At 62.1% G+C, this 21,881-nt stretch carries 24 protein-coding genes; 15 read left to right on the forward strand and 9 right to left on the reverse strand.

Annotation, left to right across the window (positions count from 1 at the left end):
* Nucleotides 1-31 precede the first annotated feature (31 nt).
* Complete coding sequence (locus tag ABDW57_RS06445) at nucleotides 32-403, reverse strand: hypothetical protein (RefSeq protein WP_343729375.1); 372 nt, start codon at nucleotides 401-403, stop codon at nucleotides 32-34.
* Nucleotides 400-3,675 carry a winged helix-turn-helix domain-containing protein gene (locus tag ABDW57_RS06450; protein WP_343729376.1) on the reverse strand — a complete coding sequence of 1,092 codons (3,276 nt, stop codon included), beginning with the start codon at nucleotides 3,673-3,675 and terminating at the stop codon, nucleotides 400-402. Before ABDW57_RS06450 ends, ABDW57_RS06445 begins: the two co-directional genes overlap by 4 nt.
* 147 nt (nucleotides 3,676-3,822) lie before the next feature.
* Between ABDW57_RS06450 and ABDW57_RS06455 the strand changes: the two genes are divergently transcribed.
* The 3 genes from ABDW57_RS06455 to ABDW57_RS06465 are packed head-to-tail and all read left to right on the forward strand — an operon-like array spanning nucleotide 3,823 to nucleotide 5,895.
* Nucleotides 3,823-4,437 (forward strand): glycoside hydrolase domain-containing protein, encoded by a 615-nt coding sequence (locus ABDW57_RS06455; protein WP_343729377.1) that lies wholly within the window; start codon nucleotides 3,823-3,825, stop codon nucleotides 4,435-4,437.
* Nucleotides 4,438-4,439: 2 nt separating this feature from the next.
* Nucleotides 4,440-4,727, forward strand: a complete 288-nt coding sequence (locus ABDW57_RS06460) for a hypothetical protein (protein WP_343729378.1) — start codon at nucleotides 4,440-4,442, stop codon at nucleotides 4,725-4,727.
* A gap of 13 nt (nucleotides 4,728-4,740) precedes the next feature.
* Nucleotides 4,741-5,895 carry an acyltransferase gene (locus tag ABDW57_RS06465; protein ID WP_343729379.1) on the forward strand — a complete coding sequence of 385 codons (1,155 nt, stop codon included), beginning with the start codon at nucleotides 4,741-4,743 and terminating at the stop codon, nucleotides 5,893-5,895.
* Here the strand turns inward: ABDW57_RS06465 and ABDW57_RS06470 are convergent.
* Nucleotides 5,858-6,307 carry a hypothetical protein gene (locus tag ABDW57_RS06470; protein ID WP_343729380.1) on the reverse strand — a complete coding sequence of 150 codons (450 nt, stop codon included), beginning with the start codon at nucleotides 6,305-6,307 and terminating at the stop codon, nucleotides 5,858-5,860. The genes ABDW57_RS06465 and ABDW57_RS06470 overlap by 38 nt on opposite strands.
* A gap of 127 nt (nucleotides 6,308-6,434) precedes the next feature.
* On the opposite strand from ABDW57_RS06470, the gene ABDW57_RS06475 reads away from it, so the two are divergent.
* Nucleotides 6,435-6,863: a hypothetical protein gene (locus ABDW57_RS06475; RefSeq protein ID WP_343729381.1), complete on the forward strand. Its 429-nt coding sequence runs from the start codon at nucleotides 6,435-6,437 to the stop codon at nucleotides 6,861-6,863.
* Nucleotides 6,860-7,120 (forward strand): hypothetical protein, encoded by a 261-nt coding sequence (locus ABDW57_RS06480; RefSeq protein WP_343729382.1) that lies wholly within the window; start codon nucleotides 6,860-6,862, stop codon nucleotides 7,118-7,120. The genes ABDW57_RS06475 and ABDW57_RS06480 overlap by 4 nt, the downstream gene beginning before the upstream one ends.
* A 59-nt stretch (nucleotides 7,121-7,179) precedes the next feature.
* On the opposite strand, the gene ABDW57_RS06485 is transcribed toward ABDW57_RS06480, so the two are convergent.
* Both ABDW57_RS06485 and ABDW57_RS06490 read right to left on the reverse strand, forming a co-directional pair.
* Nucleotides 7,180-8,049, reverse strand: coding sequence for a pirin family protein (locus tag ABDW57_RS06485; protein ID WP_343729383.1), 870 nt, complete (start codon nucleotides 8,047-8,049; stop codon nucleotides 7,180-7,182).
* Between the two features lie 15 nt (nucleotides 8,050-8,064).
* The gene (locus tag ABDW57_RS06490) at nucleotides 8,065-8,664 is read right to left on the reverse strand and encodes an NAD(P)H-dependent oxidoreductase (protein ID WP_343729384.1); all 600 of its coding nucleotides are present in this window, start codon (nucleotides 8,662-8,664) and stop codon (nucleotides 8,065-8,067) included.
* Between the two features lie 119 nt (nucleotides 8,665-8,783).
* Here ABDW57_RS06490 and ABDW57_RS06495 point away from each other — a divergent pair, with 119 nt between their 5' ends.
* Nucleotides 8,784-9,692: a LysR family transcriptional regulator gene (locus tag ABDW57_RS06495; protein WP_343729385.1), complete on the forward strand. Its 909-nt coding sequence runs from the start codon at nucleotides 8,784-8,786 to the stop codon at nucleotides 9,690-9,692.
* Here the strand turns inward: ABDW57_RS06495 and asd are convergent.
* A complete protein-coding gene (gene asd, locus ABDW57_RS06500; protein WP_343729386.1) occupies nucleotides 9,685-10,530 on the reverse strand; it encodes an archaetidylserine decarboxylase in 846 nt (281 codons plus the stop codon). The genes ABDW57_RS06495 and asd overlap by 8 nt on opposite strands.
* A gap of 180 nt (nucleotides 10,531-10,710) precedes the next feature.
* Here asd and ABDW57_RS06505 point away from each other — a divergent pair, with 180 nt between their 5' ends.
* The 7 genes from ABDW57_RS06505 to ABDW57_RS06535 all read left to right on the forward strand — a co-directional run bounded on the left by ABDW57_RS06505 (nucleotide 10,711) and on the right by ABDW57_RS06535 (nucleotide 17,704).
* Nucleotides 10,711-12,912, forward strand: a complete 2,202-nt coding sequence (locus ABDW57_RS06505) for a TonB-dependent receptor (protein ID WP_343729387.1) — start codon at nucleotides 10,711-10,713, stop codon at nucleotides 12,910-12,912.
* Nucleotides 12,913-12,953: 41 nt separating this feature from the next.
* The gene (locus ABDW57_RS06510; protein WP_343729388.1) at nucleotides 12,954-13,298 is read left to right on the forward strand and encodes a hypothetical protein; all 345 of its coding nucleotides are present in this window, start codon (nucleotides 12,954-12,956) and stop codon (nucleotides 13,296-13,298) included.
* Nucleotides 13,295-14,371: a GAF domain-containing protein gene (locus tag ABDW57_RS06515; protein WP_343729389.1), complete on the forward strand. Its 1,077-nt coding sequence runs from the start codon at nucleotides 13,295-13,297 to the stop codon at nucleotides 14,369-14,371. The genes ABDW57_RS06510 and ABDW57_RS06515 overlap by 4 nt, the downstream gene beginning before the upstream one ends.
* A complete protein-coding gene (locus ABDW57_RS06520; protein WP_343729390.1) occupies nucleotides 14,372-15,286 on the forward strand; it encodes a LysR family transcriptional regulator in 915 nt (304 codons plus the stop codon).
* A 171-nt stretch (nucleotides 15,287-15,457) separates the two neighbouring features.
* Nucleotides 15,458-15,748 carry an H-NS histone family protein gene (locus ABDW57_RS06525; protein WP_343729391.1) on the forward strand — a complete coding sequence of 97 codons (291 nt, stop codon included), beginning with the start codon at nucleotides 15,458-15,460 and terminating at the stop codon, nucleotides 15,746-15,748.
* A 101-nt stretch (nucleotides 15,749-15,849) separates the two neighbouring features.
* The gene (locus tag ABDW57_RS06530; protein ID WP_343729392.1) at nucleotides 15,850-17,049 is read left to right on the forward strand and encodes an amidohydrolase family protein; all 1,200 of its coding nucleotides are present in this window, start codon (nucleotides 15,850-15,852) and stop codon (nucleotides 17,047-17,049) included.
* A gap of 34 nt (nucleotides 17,050-17,083) precedes the next feature.
* On the forward strand, nucleotides 17,084-17,704 hold the full coding sequence (locus ABDW57_RS06535; protein WP_343729393.1) for an LON peptidase substrate-binding domain-containing protein: 621 nt from the start codon (nucleotides 17,084-17,086) through the stop codon (nucleotides 17,702-17,704).
* Here ABDW57_RS06535 and ABDW57_RS06540 read toward each other — a convergent pair.
* On the reverse strand, nucleotides 17,701-18,660 hold the full coding sequence (locus ABDW57_RS06540) for a DMT family transporter (RefSeq protein ID WP_343729394.1): 960 nt from the start codon (nucleotides 18,658-18,660) through the stop codon (nucleotides 17,701-17,703). The genes ABDW57_RS06535 and ABDW57_RS06540 overlap by 4 nt on opposite strands.
* A gap of 83 nt (nucleotides 18,661-18,743) precedes the next feature.
* On the opposite strand from ABDW57_RS06540, the gene ABDW57_RS06545 reads away from it, so the two are divergent.
* Nucleotides 18,744-20,093, forward strand: a complete 1,350-nt coding sequence (locus ABDW57_RS06545) for an erythromycin esterase family protein (RefSeq protein WP_343729395.1) — start codon at nucleotides 18,744-18,746, stop codon at nucleotides 20,091-20,093.
* Here ABDW57_RS06545 and ABDW57_RS06550 read toward each other — a convergent pair.
* Complete coding sequence (locus ABDW57_RS06550) at nucleotides 20,023-20,349, reverse strand: DUF1294 domain-containing protein (protein ID WP_343729396.1); 327 nt, start codon at nucleotides 20,347-20,349, stop codon at nucleotides 20,023-20,025. The two genes, ABDW57_RS06545 and ABDW57_RS06550, sit on opposite strands and share 71 nt — an antisense overlap.
* Before the next feature lie 11 nt (nucleotides 20,350-20,360).
* Nucleotides 20,361-21,410: a tryptophan--tRNA ligase gene (trpS, locus tag ABDW57_RS06555; RefSeq protein ID WP_343729397.1), complete on the reverse strand. Its 1,050-nt coding sequence runs from the start codon at nucleotides 21,408-21,410 to the stop codon at nucleotides 20,361-20,363.
* A 253-nt stretch (nucleotides 21,411-21,663) separates the two neighbouring features.
* Between trpS and ABDW57_RS06560 the strand changes: the two genes are divergently transcribed.
* Nucleotides 21,664-21,876, forward strand: coding sequence for a hypothetical protein (locus tag ABDW57_RS06560; RefSeq protein WP_343729398.1), 213 nt, complete (start codon nucleotides 21,664-21,666; stop codon nucleotides 21,874-21,876).
* Nucleotides 21,877-21,881 lie beyond the last annotated feature (5 nt).

Raw genomic sequence — 21,881 nt, forward strand, 5'->3', positions numbered from 1 at the left:
GCAGCCTTGCGGCCGCATCGGCGTTTGAGGCTTAATCCGGTTCGTTGCGCACTTCAGGATCATGGCTGAACTGCACGCCGTCTTCCGTTTCAAAGTTCAGGGTGATGTTGAGCGTCATTTTAGAGGTGTTGGCATCAATAAAGCTCAATTGTTTGCCGCTCAGGCTGCGGCTCGGCGTGCTCAGCTGGTTATTGTCCGCCGGGCTAACGGTCATTGGATTCTTGCTATCGAAGACAATTTTGTGTTTGCCGCTGTCAAAAATCTGGTAGTTGATGACCGTGTCTGGTTGCGTGATATACGGCGCTACAGGTGCGGTTTCTACGACATAATTGTTCGGGGTATCCCCCTCGCGAACTTTGATCAGAATATTCAGGAAGGGCGTGGATTGCGTGAGCTTGGTCATGACTTCACTTTCTTCAGTGGGTGGGTGGAAATATATTGCAAATAGCCCGGGTCGCGATAGGACATTGCGTCAAGCTGCTTCCGTTGCGCTGCCGCTTGTTCAATTTGGTTCAGGCACGCATGCGCCTTGACCCACGGGGCCAGTATCCGGTAGTCGCCGCTGCTATTGACCAATGGGCGGAGAATGGTCCGCACGGTTTCGCAATGCGTGAGCGCCTGCGCATCCGTTTCTTCCTCGGCGAGTTCCGCATTTAGCAGCAAAGCGTCAACCAATCGTCGGCGTATGGCCTGATCGTTGGGGGACGCGTCGTAAAGTTTCTGCAGCCTCCCGATGGCCAGCTGCAAGTTCTCTCCGGCTTGCGGCCGTTTCGCTTCGCGCATGAGGATTGCCGCTTTGCGTAGTTGAACATTTGCAAGCATCACCTGCAAATTCACCTTTTTGGGTTCCATGCTGATCAACTCGTTGAAGCGCCGCTGCAGCTGATCCAGGCGGGACAAGGTTTGCGCTGCCGGCGCGCGGCGCGCGTCTTCAATCTCTATCGATCGCAGCTCGGCAATGTACAGATTGCGTTGCCAATTACGATTGCTGGGATCTTTGACGACGATTGATTGCAGCAGCGCGTACGCCTCCGCGATGGCTTCACGGCTGCCCGCCATATCGCCACGCGCTTGCCGTAGCTCTGACTGATGCGACCATGCCGATGACAGATCATTTATCCACAGCGTCTCAGCGGGATTGGTGTCATGCAATGATCTGAGCAGCGTCAATTCGCGTGCCCCCAGGGCTGCCGCCTGCTCCAGTTTGCCTTGCTGTATGTGGGCGCGCGCTTGCCACGACAGGCTGTTGGCCAAGTCTGCCGCCAGCCGTGTGTTGTTCGGCGTTTTGGCGTAAGCGCGTTGCTTCAGTTCGACCGCCAGCGAGAATTCTGTCACCGCACTGCGCACGTCGCCGCTGAGCAGGGCGACGCTGCCGAGATTGCTGTGGGCATAGGACTGCTCAATCCAGACGTCGACCGAGCCAGGCGCCAGTGCGGCCTGACGGTCGGTGTGCTCCCGGTACTCGTCGAAATATTTGCGTGCCTCAGGCCACTCTTTTTGATCCAGGTGGATCTGTCCAAGCCAGAACGCGTTCTCGCCTGCGGCCTTGCGCAGAGCCAGGCTGTCTGGCGTGCCGGCCAGCTGTTTGGTGATGATGGCGCGACCAGCCTGCAGCGCGGTATTTGCCCCGACCGGATCGCCGCGCGATATCCTGACTTCCGAGATAAGTTGCAAGGATTTGGCGCGTTGTAGTGAGGCTGTTTCGCTGCTGCCGTCCAGCGTTGGATCGGAGAGATATCTGAGCGCGCGATTGCTGACGCTGTCCAGCAAGTCCAATTTACCGAGTGGTCGCAGCTTTTCCGCAAATTCGCCTAACATGTAGGTCATCAGGCCTTCCGCCTCGGTGCGGTGCGCTTCGGCCTGGGTCTGGGCCGAGCGGGCGGTCAGGCCGAGGGCGGCCGCCAGGACGGCCAGGCTGGTGACGATGGCCATCACGCCGATCCGCATGCGCTCGCTGCGCCGTTCGCTTTGCAGCGAGGCCTGGATGAAGCTGTGTTCCTGCTGCGTCAGGCTGAGGCCGCTCGTGGCCAGCAGCTGGCGCGCCTGGTTGGTCTGGGTGCCGGACGGCAGCAGCATGTCGCGCTGGCCGCCGCTGTCCTGCCAGCGCCGCGCCTGGGCGCTGATGCGGCTGCGCACCTGCAGCGCCTGGCGGTGTTCCTCGATCCATTCGACCACGCGCGGCCAGCGCCGTAGCAGCGCTTCGTGCGCCAGGCCGAAGCTGGGGGCACCGCCCTGCAGGTCGCTGACGAACAGGTGGGCGTCGACCAGCGCCTGCACCAGCTTGTTCTCGGCCTCGTTGCGCAGAACCGACCATGGCACACGGCGCGAACTGACGGTGGTTTCATCTTCCGCCATCAGCACCAGCTGCGACAGCACTTGCGGCAGGGCGGCGATCTGCGCCGCGCCCAGCGCGGAAATCACTTGCTCGGCGCGGGCGCCGATCGCGCCTTCCAGGCCGCCCATGGCATAGAAGGCTTCGTGGCTCAGCGCGCCGTCGGAACTGCGCTGGCGGTACAGCTCCTGCAGGCAGTACTGCAGCAGCGGCAAGCTGTCGGCGCCGGACAGCGCGGCGCGGCACAGCAGCTCGTCCAGTCCCTCGCCTTGTTCATCGACGGTGTAGCGCAGCTGCGCCACCTGTGCCGGGTGGCGCACGATCTGGCCGATGTCGGCGTTGCCCGGCGGCGTCAGGTCGTAGTGGCCGCCGCTCAGTTTCAGAGTCATCAGCGCCGGATAGGACGCCAGTTGCGGATAGAAATCGTTGCGGCAGGCCAGCACCAGCAGCATACAACCGGAGCGTGCCAGCTGGTCCAGCACGGTGATGAAGACGGCGCGCTCGACGTCGCTGACATGCGGCAGGCGGAACACGGCTTCAAAGCGGTCGATGAACACCAGCAGGCGGATGGTCGGCAACTGGCGCTGCAATTGTTCAATCAGCAGCGGCAAGTCCTGCGCCAGGCGCTGGGCCAGCGTGGCCGCGCTGGTGTTTTCAAACAACAGCTTGCCGTCGATTTCCGCATCCAGCAGCACGCTGGCCAGGGTTTCCAGCAGGCCGGACTGGCCCATGTCGGCGCAATCGAGCTGGACGTGGCTGCTGATGGCAATCCCGGATTCGGCCGGCGCGGCGCCGGCTTTCAGCGCCGGGATCAGGCCGGCCTGCACCAGCGAGGTTTTACCGGCGCCAGACGGTCCCAGCACCAGCACCATGGCGCAGGCGGCCTGGGCTTGCGCCACCACCACCTGCACCAGCTGGTCGACGCTCAGCTTGCGGCCGAAGAAGATGGCGGCGTGCTGTTCTTCAAACGCTTCCAGGCCGCGGAATGGCGAGGCGTGCAGCCAGCTGCCCTGGCTGACTTCATCGTCGTAGCTGAGCTCGGCCAGCAGGCGGTAGCCGCGCTTGCGGATGGTTTCGATGTAGCGCGGTTCGGTGGCCGAATCGTCCAGCGCGCGGCGCAGTTGGGTGATGATTTTGTGAATCGCGTTGTCGCTGGGGGCGACGTCACCCCAGCAGGCGTCCAGCAGGGTCTCGGCCGAAATCACCACGTGCGGGTGACGGCAAAGATACAGCAGCACGTCCATGGCCCTGGGCTCCAGCTGGCGATTGAGTACACCACAGCTGAGCGTATTGGTGGCGGGATCGACGCGCCATTGACCAAAGCGGAAACTCTTGTGCTTCATCCTGCCTCGAATATGCCTTTGTAATCAGTAACTTAAGAATCGGAAGGTTTTCCGAAGGCCGCTTCGGCGGTGCTTGGGTAAAGTTACGACAGAGAAAATATAACATTATCTCGATGGAAATAGTTGAACATTTACCACGGAGCCACAATGACTGTTTTAACCGGCGTGAAAGCACCGTTTGAGTTGACGCAATACGCAATAGCAATCAAGCAACAAGGGATCGACTTCGTGATCCGCCATTACAGCCATCAGTCCGGCAAGAGTCTGTCGCTGGCCGAAGCGCGCGCGCTGACCGATGCCGGCCTGCAGATCGGCGTCATGTGGGAAACCCCGGAGGCGCACCTCGGCTACTACACCCGGGCCCAGGGCTGCGCGGATGGGGCGGCCGCCTATCTGGCGGCGCAGTCGGTGATCGGCCAGCCATCCGGCTCGGTCATCTACTTTGCCGCGCCGGATCCGGCCGAAATGGACGCCGCCCGCCGCTACTTTGAGGGCATCAACCAAGCTTTCGGCGCGGCGGCGGCGGCGGAGCGGCACTACAAGGTGGGGGTGTACGGTGGCGGCGCCTGTTGCGAGGCGCTGCTGGCTGCCGGCCTGGCCAGCGTCAGCTGGCTGGCGGCCGGCGGCGAGCGCGATTACACCGGCTACAGCCTGCGCCAGCAGGCCGGCGCGTTGTTGCCGGTAGACGACGGCCAGCGCATCAGCGTCAGCATGGTCAGCAACAGCCCCGAGCGTCCGGCTGGCTTGTTCCGGGTGTTGTAACGATGAATATCTGCTTTACCGAGACCCCGTCGCGCAAGACCGTCAAGCCGTCGCGGACGGTGTTCCTGAACAATACCGGCCAGGATGCGACCCTGAAGTTTGTCACCGCGCCGGATCACGTGCTGGCGGCGTACGCCATCAGCACCGGCATCAGCGCGGCCATCGACCATATCCGGCTGGGCGATACCGACTATTATTCCTGCCACAGCCAGAATGTGGTGATTCCCGGCGACTGCACGGCGGTACTGTCGCTGTCCAACCGCGTGCTGACAATGACGATATCCAACTGATAAGATACGGCCGATGAACGTCACCCCCATCGGCCGCAATCCCGGCCTCGACACCTTGCGCGCGCTGGCCATCGTGCTGGTCTTCGCCAACCACTACATGATCTTCGTCAGCGGCGGACCGACCTTGGGCTGGGTGAGCGAGATAGGCTGGGCCGGCGTGGACTTGTTCTTCGCGCTGAGTGGCTACCTGATCGGCAACCAGATCCTGGCCGGCATCCGCAAGCAACAGGCCGGCAGCGAGCGCTTTTCGCTGGCGCGCTTTTATGCACGCCGCCTGTTGCGCACCTTGCCGAATTTTTACGTGGTGCTGGCGCTGTACGCCTGGTGGCCGGCCATGCGTGGCCACAGCGTCCTGCCGCCGCTGTGGCAGTTCCTGACCTTTACCCAGAATATCCATCTGACGCCCGGCACGGCGTTTTCGCATGCGTGGTCGCTGTGCGTGGAGGAGCAGTTCTATTTCCTGCTGCCGGCGCTGGCGCTGGGGATGGCCATGTTGCGCAAGCCACTGGCCTGGGCGTGGACGACGGTCGTAGCCGCGCTGCTGGCCGGCATGACGATACGCAGCCTCACGTGGAGCGGCATGTCGGCCGGGGAACTGAACAGCGGGCAGTATTACACGCAGATTTATTACGCCTCATGCTGCCGTTTCGATGAACTGGTGTGCGGCGTGGCCCTGGCGCTGCTGAAAAACTACCACGCCGCCGCCTGGACGCGCCTGACCTCATTCGGCAACTGGACTCTGGCCGCCGGCGCGGCGCTGCTGGCGCTGACCTGGAGCCTGTTGCTGGAAGATCACTATGGCCACATCATGACGGTGTACGGCTATCCGCTGCTGGGCCTGAGCTATTGCCTGCTGTTGACGGCGGCGCTGAGTCCCGGCTCGCTGCTGCAGCGCTGGCGCGTGCCGGGCGCGGCCAGTCTGGCGCTGTGGTCGTACGCCATTTATCTGACCCACAAGCAGCTGTGCGTGCTGCTGCGCGCGCCGTTGCAGGCGCTGGGCTGGGGCGCGGAGAGCTGGCAGGCGCTGATGATCATGAGCGCGGCCAGCGTGCTGGTCGGCTGGCTGCTGTACCTGCTGGTGGAAACGCCGTTCATGAAACTGCGCGACCGTTACGTGCCGTCCAACTACCTCAATGCATCTCGATCACATCAAACGGTGACTGCGTAGAGCCGAGGAAGGCCATCACGGCGCGGCCGCGGTCGCCCATGTCGTGGCCACGGGTGGTATCGACCACGCTGCGCAGGCCAGGGATGATCTCGCTGATGTGCGGGCTTTCATAGGCCTGCACCAGCAGCACGGCCAGCTCGGTGGCGCGGCCGCGGTTGTTGCGCATGCGCTCCTCCAGCACCGCCAGCAGCGCGCGCTGCATGCGCGGCGTCGGGTTCTCGATATAGCCAAATACCAGCGGCGTATTGCTGATCGCCTCGCACAGGCGGCGTTCGATCTGCTCCGGCTTGACGTCGGAAGCGATATCGAAATACGCGCCATTCCAGCGCGTGCGTTCATACGGGTGGCCGGGCGGGAAAGAGTCGGCCGTCTCAAAGCCCAGCCAGTGGCTCAGGCGGCGCAGCCATGTCATTAAGGTTTCCATTATCCCGGCATTTTATCCCGAGACGGCAGGATGAGGTGGCGCAAGCTTGACAGCTCTCGCTCTGGATATGCTTTGTGAGCAGCTGACTGTTTCAGCGATCACCTCAGGAGGGACCATGGCATCTGATTTTTATAAATACTTCAAGGACAATATGGACGGTCTGGGACTGGATTGTCCCGAAAGCCTGTTCGCCACCAAGGGCACAGCCGTCAACACGGCAGTTACAATTTTATCCGCCATTCAGCAGCATGGCACCAAGGTGACGGTTGCCGAGTTGATAGGAGCCGGGACTGGGCTGGAAAAGCTGATTTATCTTGGCGCCTTGCGCGCTTCGTTTTATGTCGGCGCCGTTATCGGAAGCATTGCAGTGGCGACGGGGCGCTCACTGGCTGGCGGCATTTCGTTGTCGGATGTACTTATAGCCGCTCGTAGCAACAATTTGCATCGGGCTTGGCTGCCTGGAGTTCTCATGCATGGGCCGGGGATTTACAAGCCAGAGGTGAAATCCAGGAGCTTGTATCGTCAGTCGTGGAGCCGGTCATGAGGCTGGCTTTGTACGGCTGTTTTTTTGCGGTGTTGTCATGGGCATCATGGCATTGGTGGGGAGATTTCTTTACATTCGCGGTGCTCATGATTTTGGTACTGTGCTATATGGTCGACAATATCCAGTTGCGACGACAGATTCAATGCTTGCTGGCGGAGCGAGATCAACGCGAGCGTAAGCAGGCGCTGCAGGATGTGGCAGGCAGCTTGAGCGCGCTGCGCGATAAAAAAAGGGCCGGCGTAAGCCGGCCCAAGTAGGGAAGGGAGAGTCGGCAGCCGCAGGCGCGGGAGACCCCGCCTGGCGGCTGTGGTAACTGTTACGCCTGCGCTTCCTCGCCCAGTTTGCCGGCGCGGAAATCTTCAACGGCGGCGAAGATTTCCGCCTGGGTGTTCATCACGAACGGGCCGTATTGTGCGATTGGCTCGTTCAGCGGCTGGCCGGCAATCAGGATGAAGCGGCTGGCTTCATCAGTGCTGACGATGACACCATCCGCGCCCTTGGTGTTGGCCAGGATCGCCATGCGGCCCGACGCCACTGCCTTGCCATCCACGTTCACCGATCCGCGATAGGTGAAGAGGAAGGCGTTATGCCCCTCCGGCAGCACCTGGCTGAAGCTGGCGCCGGCCGGCAGATGCACGTCCAGATACAGCGGTTCGGTCACTGCACGCTGCACCGCGCCGTCCACGCCGTGGCTGCGGCCGGCGATTACCTTCACCCTGGCGCCTTCGGCGGTGTCAAACACCGGCACCTCGGCGCCGTTGAAGTCGCGATACCACGGATCGCGCAGCTTGTCCTTGGCCGGCAGATTGAGCCACAGCTGGAAACCTTCCATCACGCCGTCTTCCTGCTCCGGCATCTCCGAGTGGATCACGCCGCGGCCGGCCGTCATCCACTGCACGCCGCCGTTGGTCAGCAAGCCTTCGTTGCCGGCGCTGTCCTTGTGGCGCATGCGGCCTTCGATCATGTAGGTGACAGTTTCAAAGCCGCGGTGCGGGTGGCTGGGGAAACCGGCGATGTAATCGTTGGCCTGGTCGCTGCCGAAATTATCCAGCATCAGGAACGGGTCCAGGCGGCGCTGCAGCGATTGGGTGAGGACACGGTTGATCTTCACGCCCGCGCCGTCCATGACGGCCTGGCCGGTGATGATGCGTTCCACGCTGCGTGCGGTGTTTACTTGATCGGTCATGTCCTTCTCCTTTGATTAAACCAGAATGGCGTTGATTTCTGCTTCTGCCTGGGCTTGCGCCTTGGCCACTGCTTCCGGACCCATGCCCATGCCTTCGGCAAACACGTACTGCACATCGGTCAGGCCGACAAAGCTCAGGAACATCTTGATGTGCGCCAGTTGGGTGTCGGTAGCGGCACCGCGGTGCAGACCACCACGCGACAGGGCCAGGTAGACTTTCTTGCCAGTCAGCAGGCCGACCGGGCCGGTTGGGCCGTACTTGAAGGTCACGCCGGCGCGGGCAATCGCGTCGAACCAGGTTTTCAGCTGGGCGGTGATGCCGAAGTTGTAGGTTGGCGCACCGATCACGATCACATCCGCAGCTTGCACCTGGGCGATCAGGGCGTCGTCGAGTGCCACGCGGGCGGCTTGTTCGGCAGTGCGCTGGTCGGCCGGGGTGAACAGGGCTTGCAGGGCAGGCTCGTCCAGTACCGGATGCGGATCAGCGGCCAGATCACGGCGGGTCAGGGCGGCGCCTGGGTTGGCAGCGCGGATTTTGGCGACCAGGGCATCCGCCAGGCGGGTCGATTCGGAACCGGTGCTGCGGGCGCTGGAGTTGATTTGCAGAATGTTCATGGTGGTGCTCCTTCCGTATTTGGTTGAGTGCTGCGTCGATGGAGTAACTTTAATCGTTTCAAATGCCATGCGGAAGCCGTTAAAATGGATAACATTAATCCATCAATGGAACAATAACCATGGAAATCGATCCTGGGGACCTGCTTTTGTTTGCGCGCATTGTGGAATGCGGCAGTTTCAGCCTGGCGGCGGAGCGGGTACAACTGCCCAAATCCACAGTCTCGCGCCGCATCACGCTGCTGGAGGGGAAACTGGGCGAGCGCCTGCTTCAGCGCACCACGCGCAAGCTGGTGCTGACCGAATTTGGCGCCGGCCTGCTGGAGCATGCGCGCAGGGTGGCGGACGAAACCGAGGCGGCCGGCGCGCTGGCCCAGCACCGGCAGGGCGCGCCGAGCGGCCTGCTGCGGGTATCGATGCCTGCCGATTTTGCCAATGTCGCGATGACGGCCATGCTGGCGCAGTTCATGAACCGCTATCCCGCCATTTCGCTGGAACTGGATTTGTCGCCGCGCCGGGTGGACCTGGTGGCGGAAGGGTTTGACGTGGCCATCCGCATGGGGGCGCTGCCGGATGACGCCACGCTGGCGGCGCGGCGCATCACCTTCAGTTCCTGGGCGCTGTATGCCTCGCCGTTGTACACCAATCTGCGCGGGCTGCCGGAGCATCCGGACGACTTGTACAAGCACGATCTGTTGAGTTTGCCGCCACGGGTGCATGGACTGATACGCTGGAGCATGGCGCGCGGCAAAACCGAATGGCAGCGCGACTTGCCGGTGCGTCTGCTGGCCAATTCGCCGGAATTGCTGGTGCGGATGACGGCCACCGGGATCGGCATCGGCGCCTCGACCGAGGCAGTGGCGCGACCCTATCTGCAGCGGGGCGAACTGGTGCGGGTGCTGCCGGAATGGTCGTTCCCGCAGGTGACGGGCTGGGCGGTGTTCCCAGGGCGGCGGCTGATGCCGGCCAAGACCCGGGCGTTTATCGACATGCTGGAAACGGCCTATGCGGGCCAGGGCGGGGCTACTTGAGCTGCGCCATTTCCTCGCCCAGCTGAACCGGGCCGCCTGGCTGCCAGGCGGGATTGAACTTCAGCACGTCCTTCTGGAACAGCATCACGACCGTGGAGCCGAGCAGGAAGCGGCCCAGCTCATCGCCTTTTTTCAGCACGATGTTCTGGTCGTCATACTTCCACTCGGTGATTTGCGGCAGGCGCGGCGGGTTGACCACGCCGTGCCACACAGTCGCCATGCTGCCGACGATGGTGGCGCCGACCAGCGTCATCACGAACGGGCCGTGGGCGGTGTCAAACACGCACACCACGCGCTCGTTGCGGGCGAACAGGCCGGGGATGCCGCGCGCGGTGGTCGGATTGACCGAGAACAGCTCGCCCGGCACATAAATCATGCGGGTCAGCTTGCCGTCGATCGGCATGTGGATGCGGTGGTAGTCGCGCGGGCTCAGGTACAGGTTGGCGAAGCTGCCGTGCTGGAACTGCGCGGCCAGTTGCGCGTCGCCGCCGACCAGGGCGGTGGTGCTGAACTTATGGCCCTTGGCCTGGAAAATCTGATCATCCTCAATGTCGCCAAACTGGCTGATGCGGCCGTCGACCGGGCAGATGTAAGTGGCATCGGCCAGCGGGCGGGCGTCCGGGCGCAGGGCGCGGGTAAAGAATTCGTTAAACGTCTTGTAGTTGGCGATTTCCGGATCGAGCGCCTCGGCCATGTTGACGTTATAGCGGCCGACGAACCAGCGGATCAGCCAGGTCGTCCGATTGCCGGCCCGCGCGCCCGCAACGCGGCCGGCGAGATTGGTCAGCGCGCCCTTGGGGAGCAGATATTGCGGCAAAACGGCAAGACGGTCGGACACGATAGCAATCCATACAAATTAACGATCGCGCATTATAACGCTCAACTCCGGGGTCAGGTCCGCCATTTCTACACGAGCCCTGCCGTAGCCTCGGCTACGGCAGGGCTCGTGTAGAAATGGCGGACCTGACCCCGGAGTTGAGGCATAATTACTCATCCTATAACTTGCCTGATTTGTATTATGCCGATCCGCCTGACTCCTGTTGCTGCCGCTCTTGCTCTTGGTTTCGCCGCCGGCGCGGCACGCGCCGACGTCGAGCAGCCCAGGCAGGGCGAGATGCAGAAGGTGGAGATTAAGGGCTCGGCTGCCAAGTATGATGCGCGCCGCGACGATACCGCTAGCAAGACGGTGGTCAATGCCGAGGAAATCCAGAAGTATGGCGATACCTCGGTGAATGATGTGCTCAAACGCTTGCCCGGCATTACCATCGGCGGCGCCCCCGGCCGCAACGGCGGCGAGATCCGCATGCGCGGCCTCGGCGCCGGCTATACCCAGATTCTGATCAACGGCGAACGCGCGCCCGCCGGCTTTTCCATCGAGTCGCTGGCGCCCGAGGTGATCGAACGGATCGAGGTGCTGCGCGCGGCCAGCGCGGAATTCAGCACGCAGTCGATCGCCGGCACCATCAATATCGTGCTGAAGAAGGCGCTGAAGGCTTCTCAGCACGAGCTGAAGTTCAGCCAGGCGCGCGGCGGCAAGTCCAGCTCGCCCAGCATGAGTCTGCAGATGTCGGACAAGCGCGACGGCATGTCCTATTCCTTCGGCGGCAATGCCTGGCGCTATATGTCCAACCGCACCACGCCGACCTGGGAAAACGGCGCCGATGCCGAGGGCCTGCCGAGCTACGCGCGCGCGTCCACCTGGCAGGATCAGGGCCGCGGCCAGGGTTTCAATTTGTCGCCGCGCATCAACTGGACGCTGGACAACGGCGACACGGTCACTTCACAAACCTTCTTTAACTGGAATACCTACGCCAGCAACAGCCACGGCCGTACCGAGGTCGAGTTCGGCCAAGGCCCGGATTACGACCGCACCGACAATACCTACAGCAATCACAACGCTTTCGGCCGCACCGATCTGAACTGGGTGCGCAAGCTGGAGGAGGGCGCCAAGTTTGACCTGAAAGCCGCCGTCAGCACCGCCCGCAACACCGCCGATTCGCTGCAATTGGCCGGTAACCAGGGCCTGCCGGCCACGCTGTTCCGCACCGTTCACAGCGATAGCGATGAGCAGGGCTTCAGCACGCAGGGCAAGTATTCAACGCCCTATACCTTCGGCAAGGCGGCCGAAGGCGAGGCCGAAGCCACCGAGCACGCGCTGTCCATGGGCTGGGATGCCGGCGTCACCCAGCGCGATGACAGCCGCGTCCAGCGCGACGCCGATCTGCCGGGCAGTTCGCCGATCAACAGCGACGAAGGCTTTACCGCCAAGGTCACGCGCCTGGCTCTGTATGGGCAGGATGAGTGGAGTATCACGCCGCTGTGGTCGGTCTACACCGGTCTGCGCTGGGAAGGCCTGGATACCCGCGCCGATGGCGGCAGCATCGACGCCGTGCAAAACCGTTCCAGCGTGTTCAGCCCGCTGATGCAGACGCTGATCAAGCTACCCAACAAGAAGGATCAGGTGCGGCTGGCGCTGACCCGCACTTACAAGGCGCCATCCACCGCCGCGCTGATTCCGCGCAAGTTCACTTCGACCAACAATAGCCCGACCGAGCCGGACCGTCGCGGCAATCCCAATCTGAAGCCGGAGCTGGCGCTGGGCCTGGATGCCTCGTTCGAGCATTATTGGGGGGATGGCGGCCTGCTGAGCGCCAGCGCCTCGGTGCGCCGGATTGAAAACTACACGCACCAGGGGCTGTTCTACCAGGATGATCGCTGGGTCTCGACCGCCATCAATGATGGCCGCGCCGAAACCCGCGGCATCGAGCTGGAAGCCAAGTTTCCGGCCAGCGTGCTGATGGACGATGCGCCCAAGCTGGACCTGCGCGCCAGCATCAGCCGCAACTGGTCGCGCGTGGAGAGCGTGCCCGGCCCGGACAACCGCCTGGACCAGCAAGTACCGCTCAGCGCCACGCTCGGCATCGATTACAAGACGCCGGACGGCCAGATGAGTACCGGTAGCAATTTCAGCTTCCGCAATGGCGGCCTGGCGCGCCTGAGCGGCACGCAGGGCGGCTACACGTCGGTACGGCGCGATCTGGACGTCTACGCCTTGTGGAAGCTGGACCCGCAAAACAGTCTGCGGGTGGCTGTGTCCAATCTGTTGGCGCAGGACTACACCACCGAAAGCCTGTACAACGACGCCACCGGAAGCATCAACCGCACCACGGTCTCCAGCGGCGAAACCCAGCTGCGCGTAACGGTAGAGACCCGCTTCTGAGGGTGATATGATTCCTTGGTGAATTTATTCGCTTGGGGACTATGCCAAATAACCCTGACGCCACTGATATTCCGCCGCCGGACGAAGCCAGTCTTCGCCTGGCGCTGGCCGGGGTGCGCGATTTGCAACGCACCGTCGCGGCCTTGCGCTCGGAGCTGGAGCGGGCGCACCAGGAGCGTCAGCGCCAGGTGCAGGACGCGGCCTCGGCCGCTCAGGGCGATATTGTGCAGTTACGCGACACCATCGTTGCCCTGCGTACCAGCCTGGAGAAAGCCGCACGTGAGCGCATCGACGCGCTGCAGGCCGCCGCCGCTCATCATGCGGAAATCGCCCAGCTGCACGAAACCATACGCGCCATCCGCACGGCGCTGGAGGCCAGGGCATGAAAACCGCCGACCAGCCTGCCCTCAACGCCCAGCGCAAGCGGCTGCGGCAGGTTGAGTTGCTGCTGGAAGTGTCGCGCCGCATGGCCGCTTATGACACGCTGGACGAAAACCTGACTGCGCTGGTGGAGGTCACCACCGAGGAGCTTGACGCCGAGCGCGGCACGCTGTTCCTCAACGATGCCGAAACCGGCGAGCTGTTTTCCCGTGTGGCTCAGGGCAATATCCAGCGCGAGATCCGGTTTCTTAATCACACCGGCATTGCCGGTCACGTATTCACTACCGGCGAACCGGTGATCATTGCCGATGCGTACGCCGATCCGCGGTTCAACCGCTCCATCGACGAGCAGACTGGCTTTGTCACGCGCACCATCCTGTGCGTGCCGATCAAGACAGTCAAGGGCGAGATCATTGGCGTGTCGCAGACCCTGAACAAGCGGCGCGGCAAGTTCACCCGCAGCGATCTGCAGCTGCTGGAGGCGCTCACCACACAGGGCACGCTGGCGCTGCAAAGCGCGGGCTTCCTGGAGAGCATGAAGAAGATCCGCCGCCAGGAGATGGAATTTATCGACGTGGTGTCCGAGGTTACGGCCGATATCAAGCTCGGTTCGCTGCTGCAAAAGGTGATGGGCGAGGCGACGCGTCTGCTCAATGCCGAGCGCTCCACCCCGGTCGGCCACGAGGACGACGCCGACCGCGCGGTGCGCGCTGCCATTGCCATGGTCAACGAGCTGCGCGCCTGGAATCTGGCACGCGCCGGCGAGGGCAAGCCGCCGGTGGAGATTGGCATCAGGTTGAATACGGATCAAGTGGTGTCCGGGAGTATCGGCTCCAGGAAGCGCATGGATTACACCATCATCGGTGACGGCGTGAATCTGGCGGCGCGGCTGGAATCGGCCTTCCTGCAAAGCTATCGCAAGCGCAACTGGAATGCCGCTGGTAAATTGTTTGAAGAAGTGCTGGCGTTGAATCCACGCGACCAGGTTACGGAATTATATGTGGGCCGTTGCCGCCACATGGCGGTAAATCCGCCGCCGGCGGAATGGGACGGCACATTTATCATGGAATCCAAGTGAATGAAAATACCCCGGAGTACGCTGGAGCAGTGGCAGGTATTGCAGGCGATAGTTGAATGCGGCGGTTATGCGCAGGCGGCGGAAGCGTTGCATCGCAGCCAGTCGTCGGTAAGTTACATGGTGGCCAAGCTGCAGGAGCAGCTGGGCGTGGAATTACTGGAAATCGATGGCCGTCGCGCACGGCTGACTAAAAATGGCGAGGCGCTGTTAAACAAGGCGCGCGAGTTATTGGGCGATGCTTTTCAATTGGAGCAATTGGCCAGTAGTCTGGCCGAGGGCTGGGAGCCGCAAGTCAGTATCGCTGTCGATAGCCTGTTCCCGGTGGAGCTATTGGTGCAGGTGCTGCGCGATTTTGAGCCGTGGGCCAGGCATACCCGGGTTAATCTGGAAGAGACGGTGTTATCCGGCTCCGAGGATGCATTATTGGAAAAACGCGTGGATATCGCCATCGTCAGCCGTATTCCATCGGGTTTTCTGGGCGACGCGTTAATGGATATTGAGTTTGTCGCGGTGGCCCATCCTTGCCATCCGCTGCACGCGCTGGGACGTGAGCTGGAAGTCGATGATTTAAGCCGTAACCTGCATATCGTGGTGCGCGATTCCGGCACCTTGAATCCGCGCGACCATGGCTGGTTGAATAGTAATCAGCGCTGGAGCGTTACCAGTCCGCATACGCGAATGGAAATGATTTGTAATGGAATTGGCTTTGGCTGGCTGGCCGAGCACAAAATCCAAAAACAATTGGAGGAGGGATTGTTGAAGCCCTTGCCCTTGCGCGTGGGGCAGCGCCGTAAGCTGTCCTTATCGCTGGTGGTGGCCAATCCGGAATTGGCCGGGCCCGCCACATGTCGTCTCGCTAATTTAATCCGTAAAGTTGTCGTGGACGGAATTCAGCTGCGCCCACTATGCGAATGAAACCGGCTTTTATATTCTCCGACAGTGGTAGAAAATATTCATTTTTATCGCTATATTGGGATATATCTGGAGTGCGGCCGCAAAGTTATGGTAAATTGCGCCTATCAAATGTCACAGATTGTCACTTGTGGTGTTTTTTAGAATCTAACCTATCGAAAAGAAGGAATTAAGATGACGACTTACCAGGAATACAAAGCGAAGATCGCTGAACTGGAGAATCTGGCCGAAACCGCCCGTAAAAATGAAATTGCACAGGCGAAAGAGAAAGTCACTGCGATCATGCGTGAATACGGCCTGACCATCGCGGATCTGGGCGGCGTAGCCAAGGTTAAAACGTCCAAACCCCGCGCACCGGTGCCAACCAAGTATCGTGACGACGCCACCGGCCAAACCTGGACCGGCCGCGGCCGTGCGCCGAAATGGCTCGAAGGCAAGAACAAAGACGATTATCTGATTAAGTAATTCCGCGGAAGGCGGAGTTTATATTGAAGCGCAATCGTTTCGCCGTCTTATTCTCCGCCCTAATCGGCATAGTTTCTCCAGCGGCTGACGCGGCGGACACGTTGCTCAGCCCTGCGCGGGTCTGGACTGGCGAGGGCCAGCCGCACGCCAATTGGGCGGTGCTGATCAGCGGCGACAGGATCGCCGCGGTCGGTCCCGCCGACAAAATCACCATTCCTCCCGGTGCCGAGCGCATCAGCCTGCCGGACGCCACCCTGATTCCCGGTTTAATGGATTTGCACTCGCATGTGCTGCTGCATCCATATAACGAAACCTCCTGGGATGATCAGGTGTTAAAGGAAACGGTCGAATATCGTACCTTGCTGGCAGGGCGCCATGCCGCCGCGACTTTGCAGGCCGGATTTACCACCTTGCGCGACCTGGGCACCGAAGGCGCCCTGTATGCGGATGTCTCGATTAAAAAAGCGATTAACGACGGCGTGATACCCGGACCGCGCCTGTTTATCGCCACGCGGGCGATTGTTGCCAGCGGCAGTTATGGACCGTCACCGCGCGCTTACCGCGCCGACGTCGATTTACCCAAGGGCGCCCAGGAAGCCAGCGGTGCCGATGAGGTGGTGAAGGCGGTGCGCGAGCAGAGCGCGCGCGGCGCCGACTGGATCAAGGTCTACGCCGATTACCGCACCGGGCCGGATGGCAGCGCGCACGCCACCTTCTCGCAGGCGGAATTGAACGCGCTGGTGCAGGCCGCGCATGAATCCGGCCGCAAAGTGGCGTCCCATGCCAGCACCGATGAAGGCATGCGCCGCTCCGTCCTGGCCGGCGTCGACACCATTGAACATGGTTACGGCGGCAGCGAAGCCACTTTCAAGTTGATGGCCGAGCGCCACGTGGCGTACTTCCCGACGCTGACCGCACCGGAAGCGACCAGCGAATACTTCCAGAAATACCAGTGCGGCGGCGCCGCGACACCATCAATGCAGGCGGCGGCACGCGCTTTCCAGCTGGCGCGCAAGCTGGGCGTAGTGATCGGCAACGGCAGCGATGTCGGCGTGTTCGCCCACGGCGACAATGCGCGCGAGCTGGAGTGGATGGTCAGGCTGGGCATGACGCCGGTCGAGGCCTTGCGCGCGGCCACCGTGGTGAATGCCGCGGCGCTGGGCCAGCCGGCACTGGGACAGCTGCGCGAAGGCTATCTGGCCGACGTGGTGGCGGTGCGGGGCGATCCGACCCAGGACATCGGCGCCGTGCGTAAAGTGCAATTAGTCATCAAGAACGGCACGATTTTCCGCCGGCCATGAGCCGGGGTCAGCCATTTCGTGAGATGATAGCGAAATGCCATCGATTCCTCTTTTTCCGCTGAAAACCATCCTGTTCCCTGACGGCCATTTGCCGTTGCAGGTGTTCGAGGTGCGCTATCTCGATCTGGTCAAGCGCTGCATCGCCAAGGGCGAAGAATTTGGCGTGGTGTCGCTGCTGGACGGCAGCGAAGTGCGCGTGCCGGATCAGCATGAAACCCTGTCCGACTGCGGCACCATGGCGCGCATCCTCGACTGGAGCGCGCCGCTGCCGGGCTTGCTGCAGATTTCCTGCATCGGCACCACCCGCTTCCAGATCAAGTCGGCCGAGCAGCTCAAGCACGGTTTGTGGATGGCCGAGGTGGAAGAGGTGGCGGAAGACATGGTGGTGCCGATTCCAAGTGAGCAGCAGGACGTGGCCAACGCGCTGGGCGCGCTGATCCGCTCGCTGCAGAAGAAGCAGATTTCCACCGCCAATATGTCGCTGGCGCCGCCGTACCGGCTGGACGAGGCCGGCTGGGTGGCCAACCGCTGGTGCGAGCTGCTGCGGCTGGACATGGAAGAGAAGCAGCGCCTGCTGCTGCAGGAAAATCCGGTGCTGCGGCTGGAGCTGGTGCAGGACGTGCTCAGCGAGAACGGCCTGCTCGACAATCACTAATCGGCGTGCGCTTCGCTGGGATCGTCCAGCGCATGCACGCGCACCGACCACATCACGCCTGCCACCAGCAGCACCATGGCCGCAATCTCCAGCGCGCGCGGCAACTGTTGCTTGTAGATGAAGCCGTACAGCAGCGCGAACAGCGTTTCAAACAGGATCAGCTGGCCGGACAAGGTCAGCGGCACTTTGCGGCTGGCGACATTCCACAGGTGGTTGCCGATCACTGAGGCGCCCAGGGCCAGCAGGGCGTTGACGATCCAGAACACGCCCCAGTCACGGCCGCTGGCCGCCGCTGCCGCACCGGTCACGTCGCCATGGAAAATGGCCAGCGCCGCCAGTGCAATCACCAGCGCGATCAGGCCGCTGGAAATGCCGTACAGGGAGGACCATTCACCACTGCTGAAATGGGGATTGCGCTTGAGGTAGCGGGCGTTGTCGACCGAGTACCAGGTCCAGCACACCAGCGCGCCGGCCGCGCACAGCACGCCCAGCAGCTTGTAGTTGCGCGGCATGCCGTTGCCGGCGTCATGGGTAAACACGTCGATGTTGATGCAGGCGATGCCGGCCGCCACCAGCAGCAGCGGCAGCGTCAATTGCTTGAGCGGCACCGAGCCGTGGTCCTTGTGACCCATCAGCGTGACGGAAATCGGCAGCACGCCGATGATCAGCGAGGTGGCCGCCACCCCGGCGAACTTCACGCCGAGCGCCAGCAGCATGTAGTAGACGATGTTGCCGGCCAGCGCGTGCTTGACCATGGCGATGATGTCATCGCGGTCAAGCCGGCGCAGCAGCGGCTTGAGGCGCGTGCCCATCAGGGCGGCGGCGATCAGGCCGTAGGCGATGTAGCGGCCGCAGGCCATTTCCAATGGCGTGAACGCGCTCAGAAAGACTGGCGTGACAAACACCATGCCCCACATGGCTCCCGCCAGCAATCCGCATAACACCCCGTTCCACATCAGCGCACACTCTTTCCAAAGCACAAAAACAAAATAAACCATAGAGTGTCGCATATCTGGGTGAAATGTTGGAGGGCCAGATCATGTCAGAGCAGGAAAACATGGCGGCACTGCGCCAGCAGGCCTTGCCGCTGGAGACCGATGACGAGCTGGACGCGGTCATTGACCACATCGGCCAGGCCTCGCTGGTATTGATGGGCGAGGCCAGCCACGGCACGCGCGAGTTCTACCGCCTGCGCGCGGACCTCAGCAAACGGCTGATCGTGGAACGCGGCTTTGATGCCATCGTGGTGGAGGCCGATTGGCCGGACGCGCTGCAGGTCAGTCGTTTCGTGCAAACGACCGGCAGCGACCAGACTGCCGATCAGGCCCTGTCCGGCTTTGAGCGCTTCCCGCAATGGATGTGGCGCAATGACGATATCGTCGACCTGCTGTACTGGATGCGCCTGCACAACCAGCACGTGCCGGCAGCGGGCCGCCGGATTGGCTTCTTTGGCATGGATTTATACAGCCTGCACAAATCCATGCGGGCGGTGGTGCGCTATCTGGAGCACGCGGACCCGGAGGCGGCGCGCCGCGCGCGCGAGCGCTACAGCTGTATCGATCACATTGCACTCGACCCGCAGCATTACGGCTACGCCACCTCCTTTGGCATGCGCAAGGATTGCGAAGATGAAGTGGTGCGCCAGCTGGGTGAACTGACCGCGCAGGCGATGCGGCATATGAACCGGCCCGGCGCGTCGGTGCCGGATGAACTGTTTTACGCCCAGCAGCATGCGCGCGTGGCGCAGAATGCCGAGCGTTATTACCGTGCCATGTTCAGCAGCCGCGACGAATCCTGGAATATCCGCGACACCCACATGGCCGATACCCTGGATGCCTTGCACGCTCACATCTCGGCGCGCAAGGGCAGCCCGGCGCGGCTGATCGTCTGGGCCCACAATTCGCACCTGGGCGATGCGCGCGCCACGGAAATGGGGCGCGGCGGCCAGCTCAATCTGGGCCAGCTGATGCGCGAACGGCACGGTCTGGAGCAGACCTATCTGCTCGGCTTCACCACGCACGAGGGCACGGTGACCGCAGCCAGTGAATGGGACGGCCCGGCCGAACTGAAACGCGTGCGGCCGTCACTGGCCGGCAGCGTGGAGGCGCTGATGCATCAGCTGGGCGAGGGCGCGATGCCGCGCTTCCTGCTGCCGCTGCGCGGGCGCGACAGCGTGCGGGCGGCTTTGCCGGCGCCGCTGCTGGAGCGCGCCATCGGCGTGATCTATCGTCCGGAAACGGAGCGCATCAGCCATTACTTCGAGGCCGACGTGGCGCGCCAGTTTGACGCATTGATCCACGTCGACCGCAGCAGCGCGCTCAAGCCGCTGGAGTATTCCGCGCATTGGACGGCGGACGAGTTTCCGGAGACATATCCGTCAGGACTGTAGCGGTGAGCGCGCCCACTGCCGCCACGTTCAGCAGCACGGTCAGCCAGAACGGGATCAGGAAGCTGGTCTTGCTGGACTTGTGGCGCAGCCATTGCTGCGCCAGCAGGCCGCCGGGCCAGCCGCAGCACAGCCCCAGCAACAGCAGGGTGCGTTCAGAGATGCGGCGACGCTGCTGCTGCGCCGCCGACTTGTCGATGGCGTAGGCGATGAAGCAGGCCGCGCTGGCGACGCCGTAGAACGACGCCAGCCACAGCAAGGTGAGGTCGATCAGAAGTAGCTCAGGCCGAGCGCGGCCTTGACTTCGTCGGCGGTTTGCGCCGCCACTTCGCGCGCGCGCATAGTGCCTTCTTTCAGGATCTGCATGATGTAGCCCTTGTCCTTGGCCAGTTCCTCGCGGCGGGCGCGGATCGGCGCCAGCATGTCCTGCAGCACGGCTTCCAGGCGCTTCTTGACGATGGAGTCGCCCAGACCGCCACGCACGTAGTGGGCCTTCATTTCTTCCAGCTTGTCTTTTTCCGGATCGAAGGCGTCCAGGTAGATAAAGGCGACGTTGCCTTCCAGGTGGCCCGGATCTTCCACGCGCAGGTGCAGCGGATCGGTGTAGACCTTCTTCACGGCGGCGGTGATGTCAGCGGCGCTGGCGCCCAGGTTGATGGTGTTGCCCAGCGATTTGCTCATCTTGGCCTTGCCGTCGATGCCCGGCAGGCGGCCGATGTCCGGCACCAGCGCCTTGCACTCGACCAGGATCTCCTTGTCGGCAATGCGGTTGAAGCGGCGCACGATTTCGTTGGTTTGCTCGATCATCGGGATCTGGTCTTCACCGACCGGCACCAGCGTGGCTTTGAAGGCCGAAATGTCGGCCGCCTGCGACGCCGGGTAGGTCAGGAAGCCGGCCGGAATGTCGCGCTCAAAGCCGCGCAGGGCGATTTCGGTTTTCACGGTCGGGTTGCGCTCCAGGCGGGCCACGGTGACCATGTTCAGGTAGTAGAACGTCAGCTCGGCCAGCTCCGGAATCTGCGACTGGATCAGGATGGTCGACTTGGCCGGATCGATGCCGACGGCCAGATAGTCCAGCGCCACTTCGACCACGTTGCGGTGCACTTTGTTGGTGTCGTCCATATTGTCGGTCAGGGCCTGGGAGTCGGCCAGCATGATGAACTGTTTGAACTGGTGCTGGTATTCCACGCGGTTGCGCAGGCTGCCGACGTAGTGGCCCAGGTGCAGCGGGCCGGTCGGACGGTCGCCGGTCAGAATGATTTGCGGACCTTGCGGGGCGACGGCGACGGCTTCGGTGTTGGACTGTTCAGGCAGACTCATCAGGGTTCCTTGGGGTGGCTATTGCGTTGCCCCGGCCTGGATGTAAAAACGCCACCAGACGAGGGCGGCGTTGATAAAAATATCACATCACTATGGGTAGACAGTGGCCGCTCGCGCTAGGAGCGGCGCCAATACGTGCAGGCGTGAAGTGGGGCATAAAAAATCATGGCCGTATGGTTGCAGTTTGGTGGCTATCTGTCAAGGTCGGGAACTATCCCGCGTGCCAGCCGGTCTAAGCCAAAAAGGAAAAAAAATGGCCAACAACTTCAATATGGTGGCATTCATGGATGCACTGGTCGAGGGGGGATTTTCTGCGAGGTTTCAACTGATCGATTCGCCGTTGTTGACCAGGGATTATCTGGACATGCGACTGACGCAATGGAAGTCGGAGATGATCCAGTGGATGGTTGGCTTGGTGGTTGTGCAATCTGGCGTGACGGCAGTACTCTTTAAACTCTTGCATTAGTGGTA

The organism is Duganella sp. (genome assembly GCF_039595735.1).
In the GTDB taxonomy this organism is placed as follows: domain Bacteria; phylum Pseudomonadota; class Gammaproteobacteria; order Burkholderiales; family Burkholderiaceae_D; genus Rugamonas.

Bases quoted from the DNA above. Each gene is read 5' to 3' on its own strand.
- ABDW57_RS06515 (WP_343729389.1), top strand. From the start codon at position 13,295: ATGAAAACCGCCGACCAGCCTGCCCTCAACGCCCAGCGCAAGCGGCTG.
- ABDW57_RS06495 (WP_343729385.1), top strand. From the start codon at position 8,784: ATGGAAATCGATCCTGGGGACCTGCTTTTGTTTGCGCGCATTGTGGAA.
- ABDW57_RS06535 (WP_343729393.1), top strand. From the start codon at position 17,084: ATGCCATCGATTCCTCTTTTTCCGCTGAAAACCATCCTGTTCCCTGAC.
- ABDW57_RS06450 (WP_343729376.1), bottom strand. From the start codon at position 3,675: ATGAAGCACAAGAGTTTCCGCTTTGGTCAATGGCGCGTCGATCCCGCC.
- ABDW57_RS06560 (WP_343729398.1), top strand. From the start codon at position 21,664: ATGGCCAACAACTTCAATATGGTGGCATTCATGGATGCACTGGTCGAG.
- ABDW57_RS06455 (WP_343729377.1), top strand. From the start codon at position 3,823: ATGACTGTTTTAACCGGCGTGAAAGCACCGTTTGAGTTGACGCAATAC.
- ABDW57_RS06505 (WP_343729387.1), top strand. From the start codon at position 10,711: ATGCCGATCCGCCTGACTCCTGTTGCTGCCGCTCTTGCTCTTGGTTTC.
- ABDW57_RS06545 (WP_343729395.1), top strand. From the start codon at position 18,744: ATGTCAGAGCAGGAAAACATGGCGGCACTGCGCCAGCAGGCCTTGCCG.
- ABDW57_RS06480 (WP_343729382.1), top strand. From the start codon at position 6,860: ATGAGGCTGGCTTTGTACGGCTGTTTTTTTGCGGTGTTGTCATGGGCA.
- trpS (WP_343729397.1), bottom strand. From the start codon at position 21,410: ATGAGTCTGCCTGAACAGTCCAACACCGAAGCCGTCGCCGTCGCCCCG.
- ABDW57_RS06490 (WP_343729384.1), bottom strand. From the start codon at position 8,664: ATGAACATTCTGCAAATCAACTCCAGCGCCCGCAGCACCGGTTCCGAA.
- ABDW57_RS06540 (WP_343729394.1), bottom strand. From the start codon at position 18,660: ATGTGGAACGGGGTGTTATGCGGATTGCTGGCGGGAGCCATGTGGGGC.
- ABDW57_RS06475 (WP_343729381.1), top strand. From the start codon at position 6,435: ATGGCATCTGATTTTTATAAATACTTCAAGGACAATATGGACGGTCTG.
- ABDW57_RS06470 (WP_343729380.1), bottom strand. From the start codon at position 6,307: ATGACATGGCTGCGCCGCCTGAGCCACTGGCTGGGCTTTGAGACGGCC.
- ABDW57_RS06485 (WP_343729383.1), bottom strand. From the start codon at position 8,049: ATGACCGATCAAGTAAACACCGCACGCAGCGTGGAACGCATCATCACC.
- ABDW57_RS06445 (WP_343729375.1), bottom strand. From the start codon at position 403: ATGACCAAGCTCACGCAATCCACGCCCTTCCTGAATATTCTGATCAAA.
- ABDW57_RS06510 (WP_343729388.1), top strand. From the start codon at position 12,954: ATGCCAAATAACCCTGACGCCACTGATATTCCGCCGCCGGACGAAGCC.
- ABDW57_RS06465 (WP_343729379.1), top strand. From the start codon at position 4,741: ATGAACGTCACCCCCATCGGCCGCAATCCCGGCCTCGACACCTTGCGC.
- ABDW57_RS06525 (WP_343729391.1), top strand. From the start codon at position 15,458: ATGACGACTTACCAGGAATACAAAGCGAAGATCGCTGAACTGGAGAAT.
- ABDW57_RS06520 (WP_343729390.1), top strand. From the start codon at position 14,372: ATGAAAATACCCCGGAGTACGCTGGAGCAGTGGCAGGTATTGCAGGCG.
- ABDW57_RS06460 (WP_343729378.1), top strand. From the start codon at position 4,440: ATGAATATCTGCTTTACCGAGACCCCGTCGCGCAAGACCGTCAAGCCG.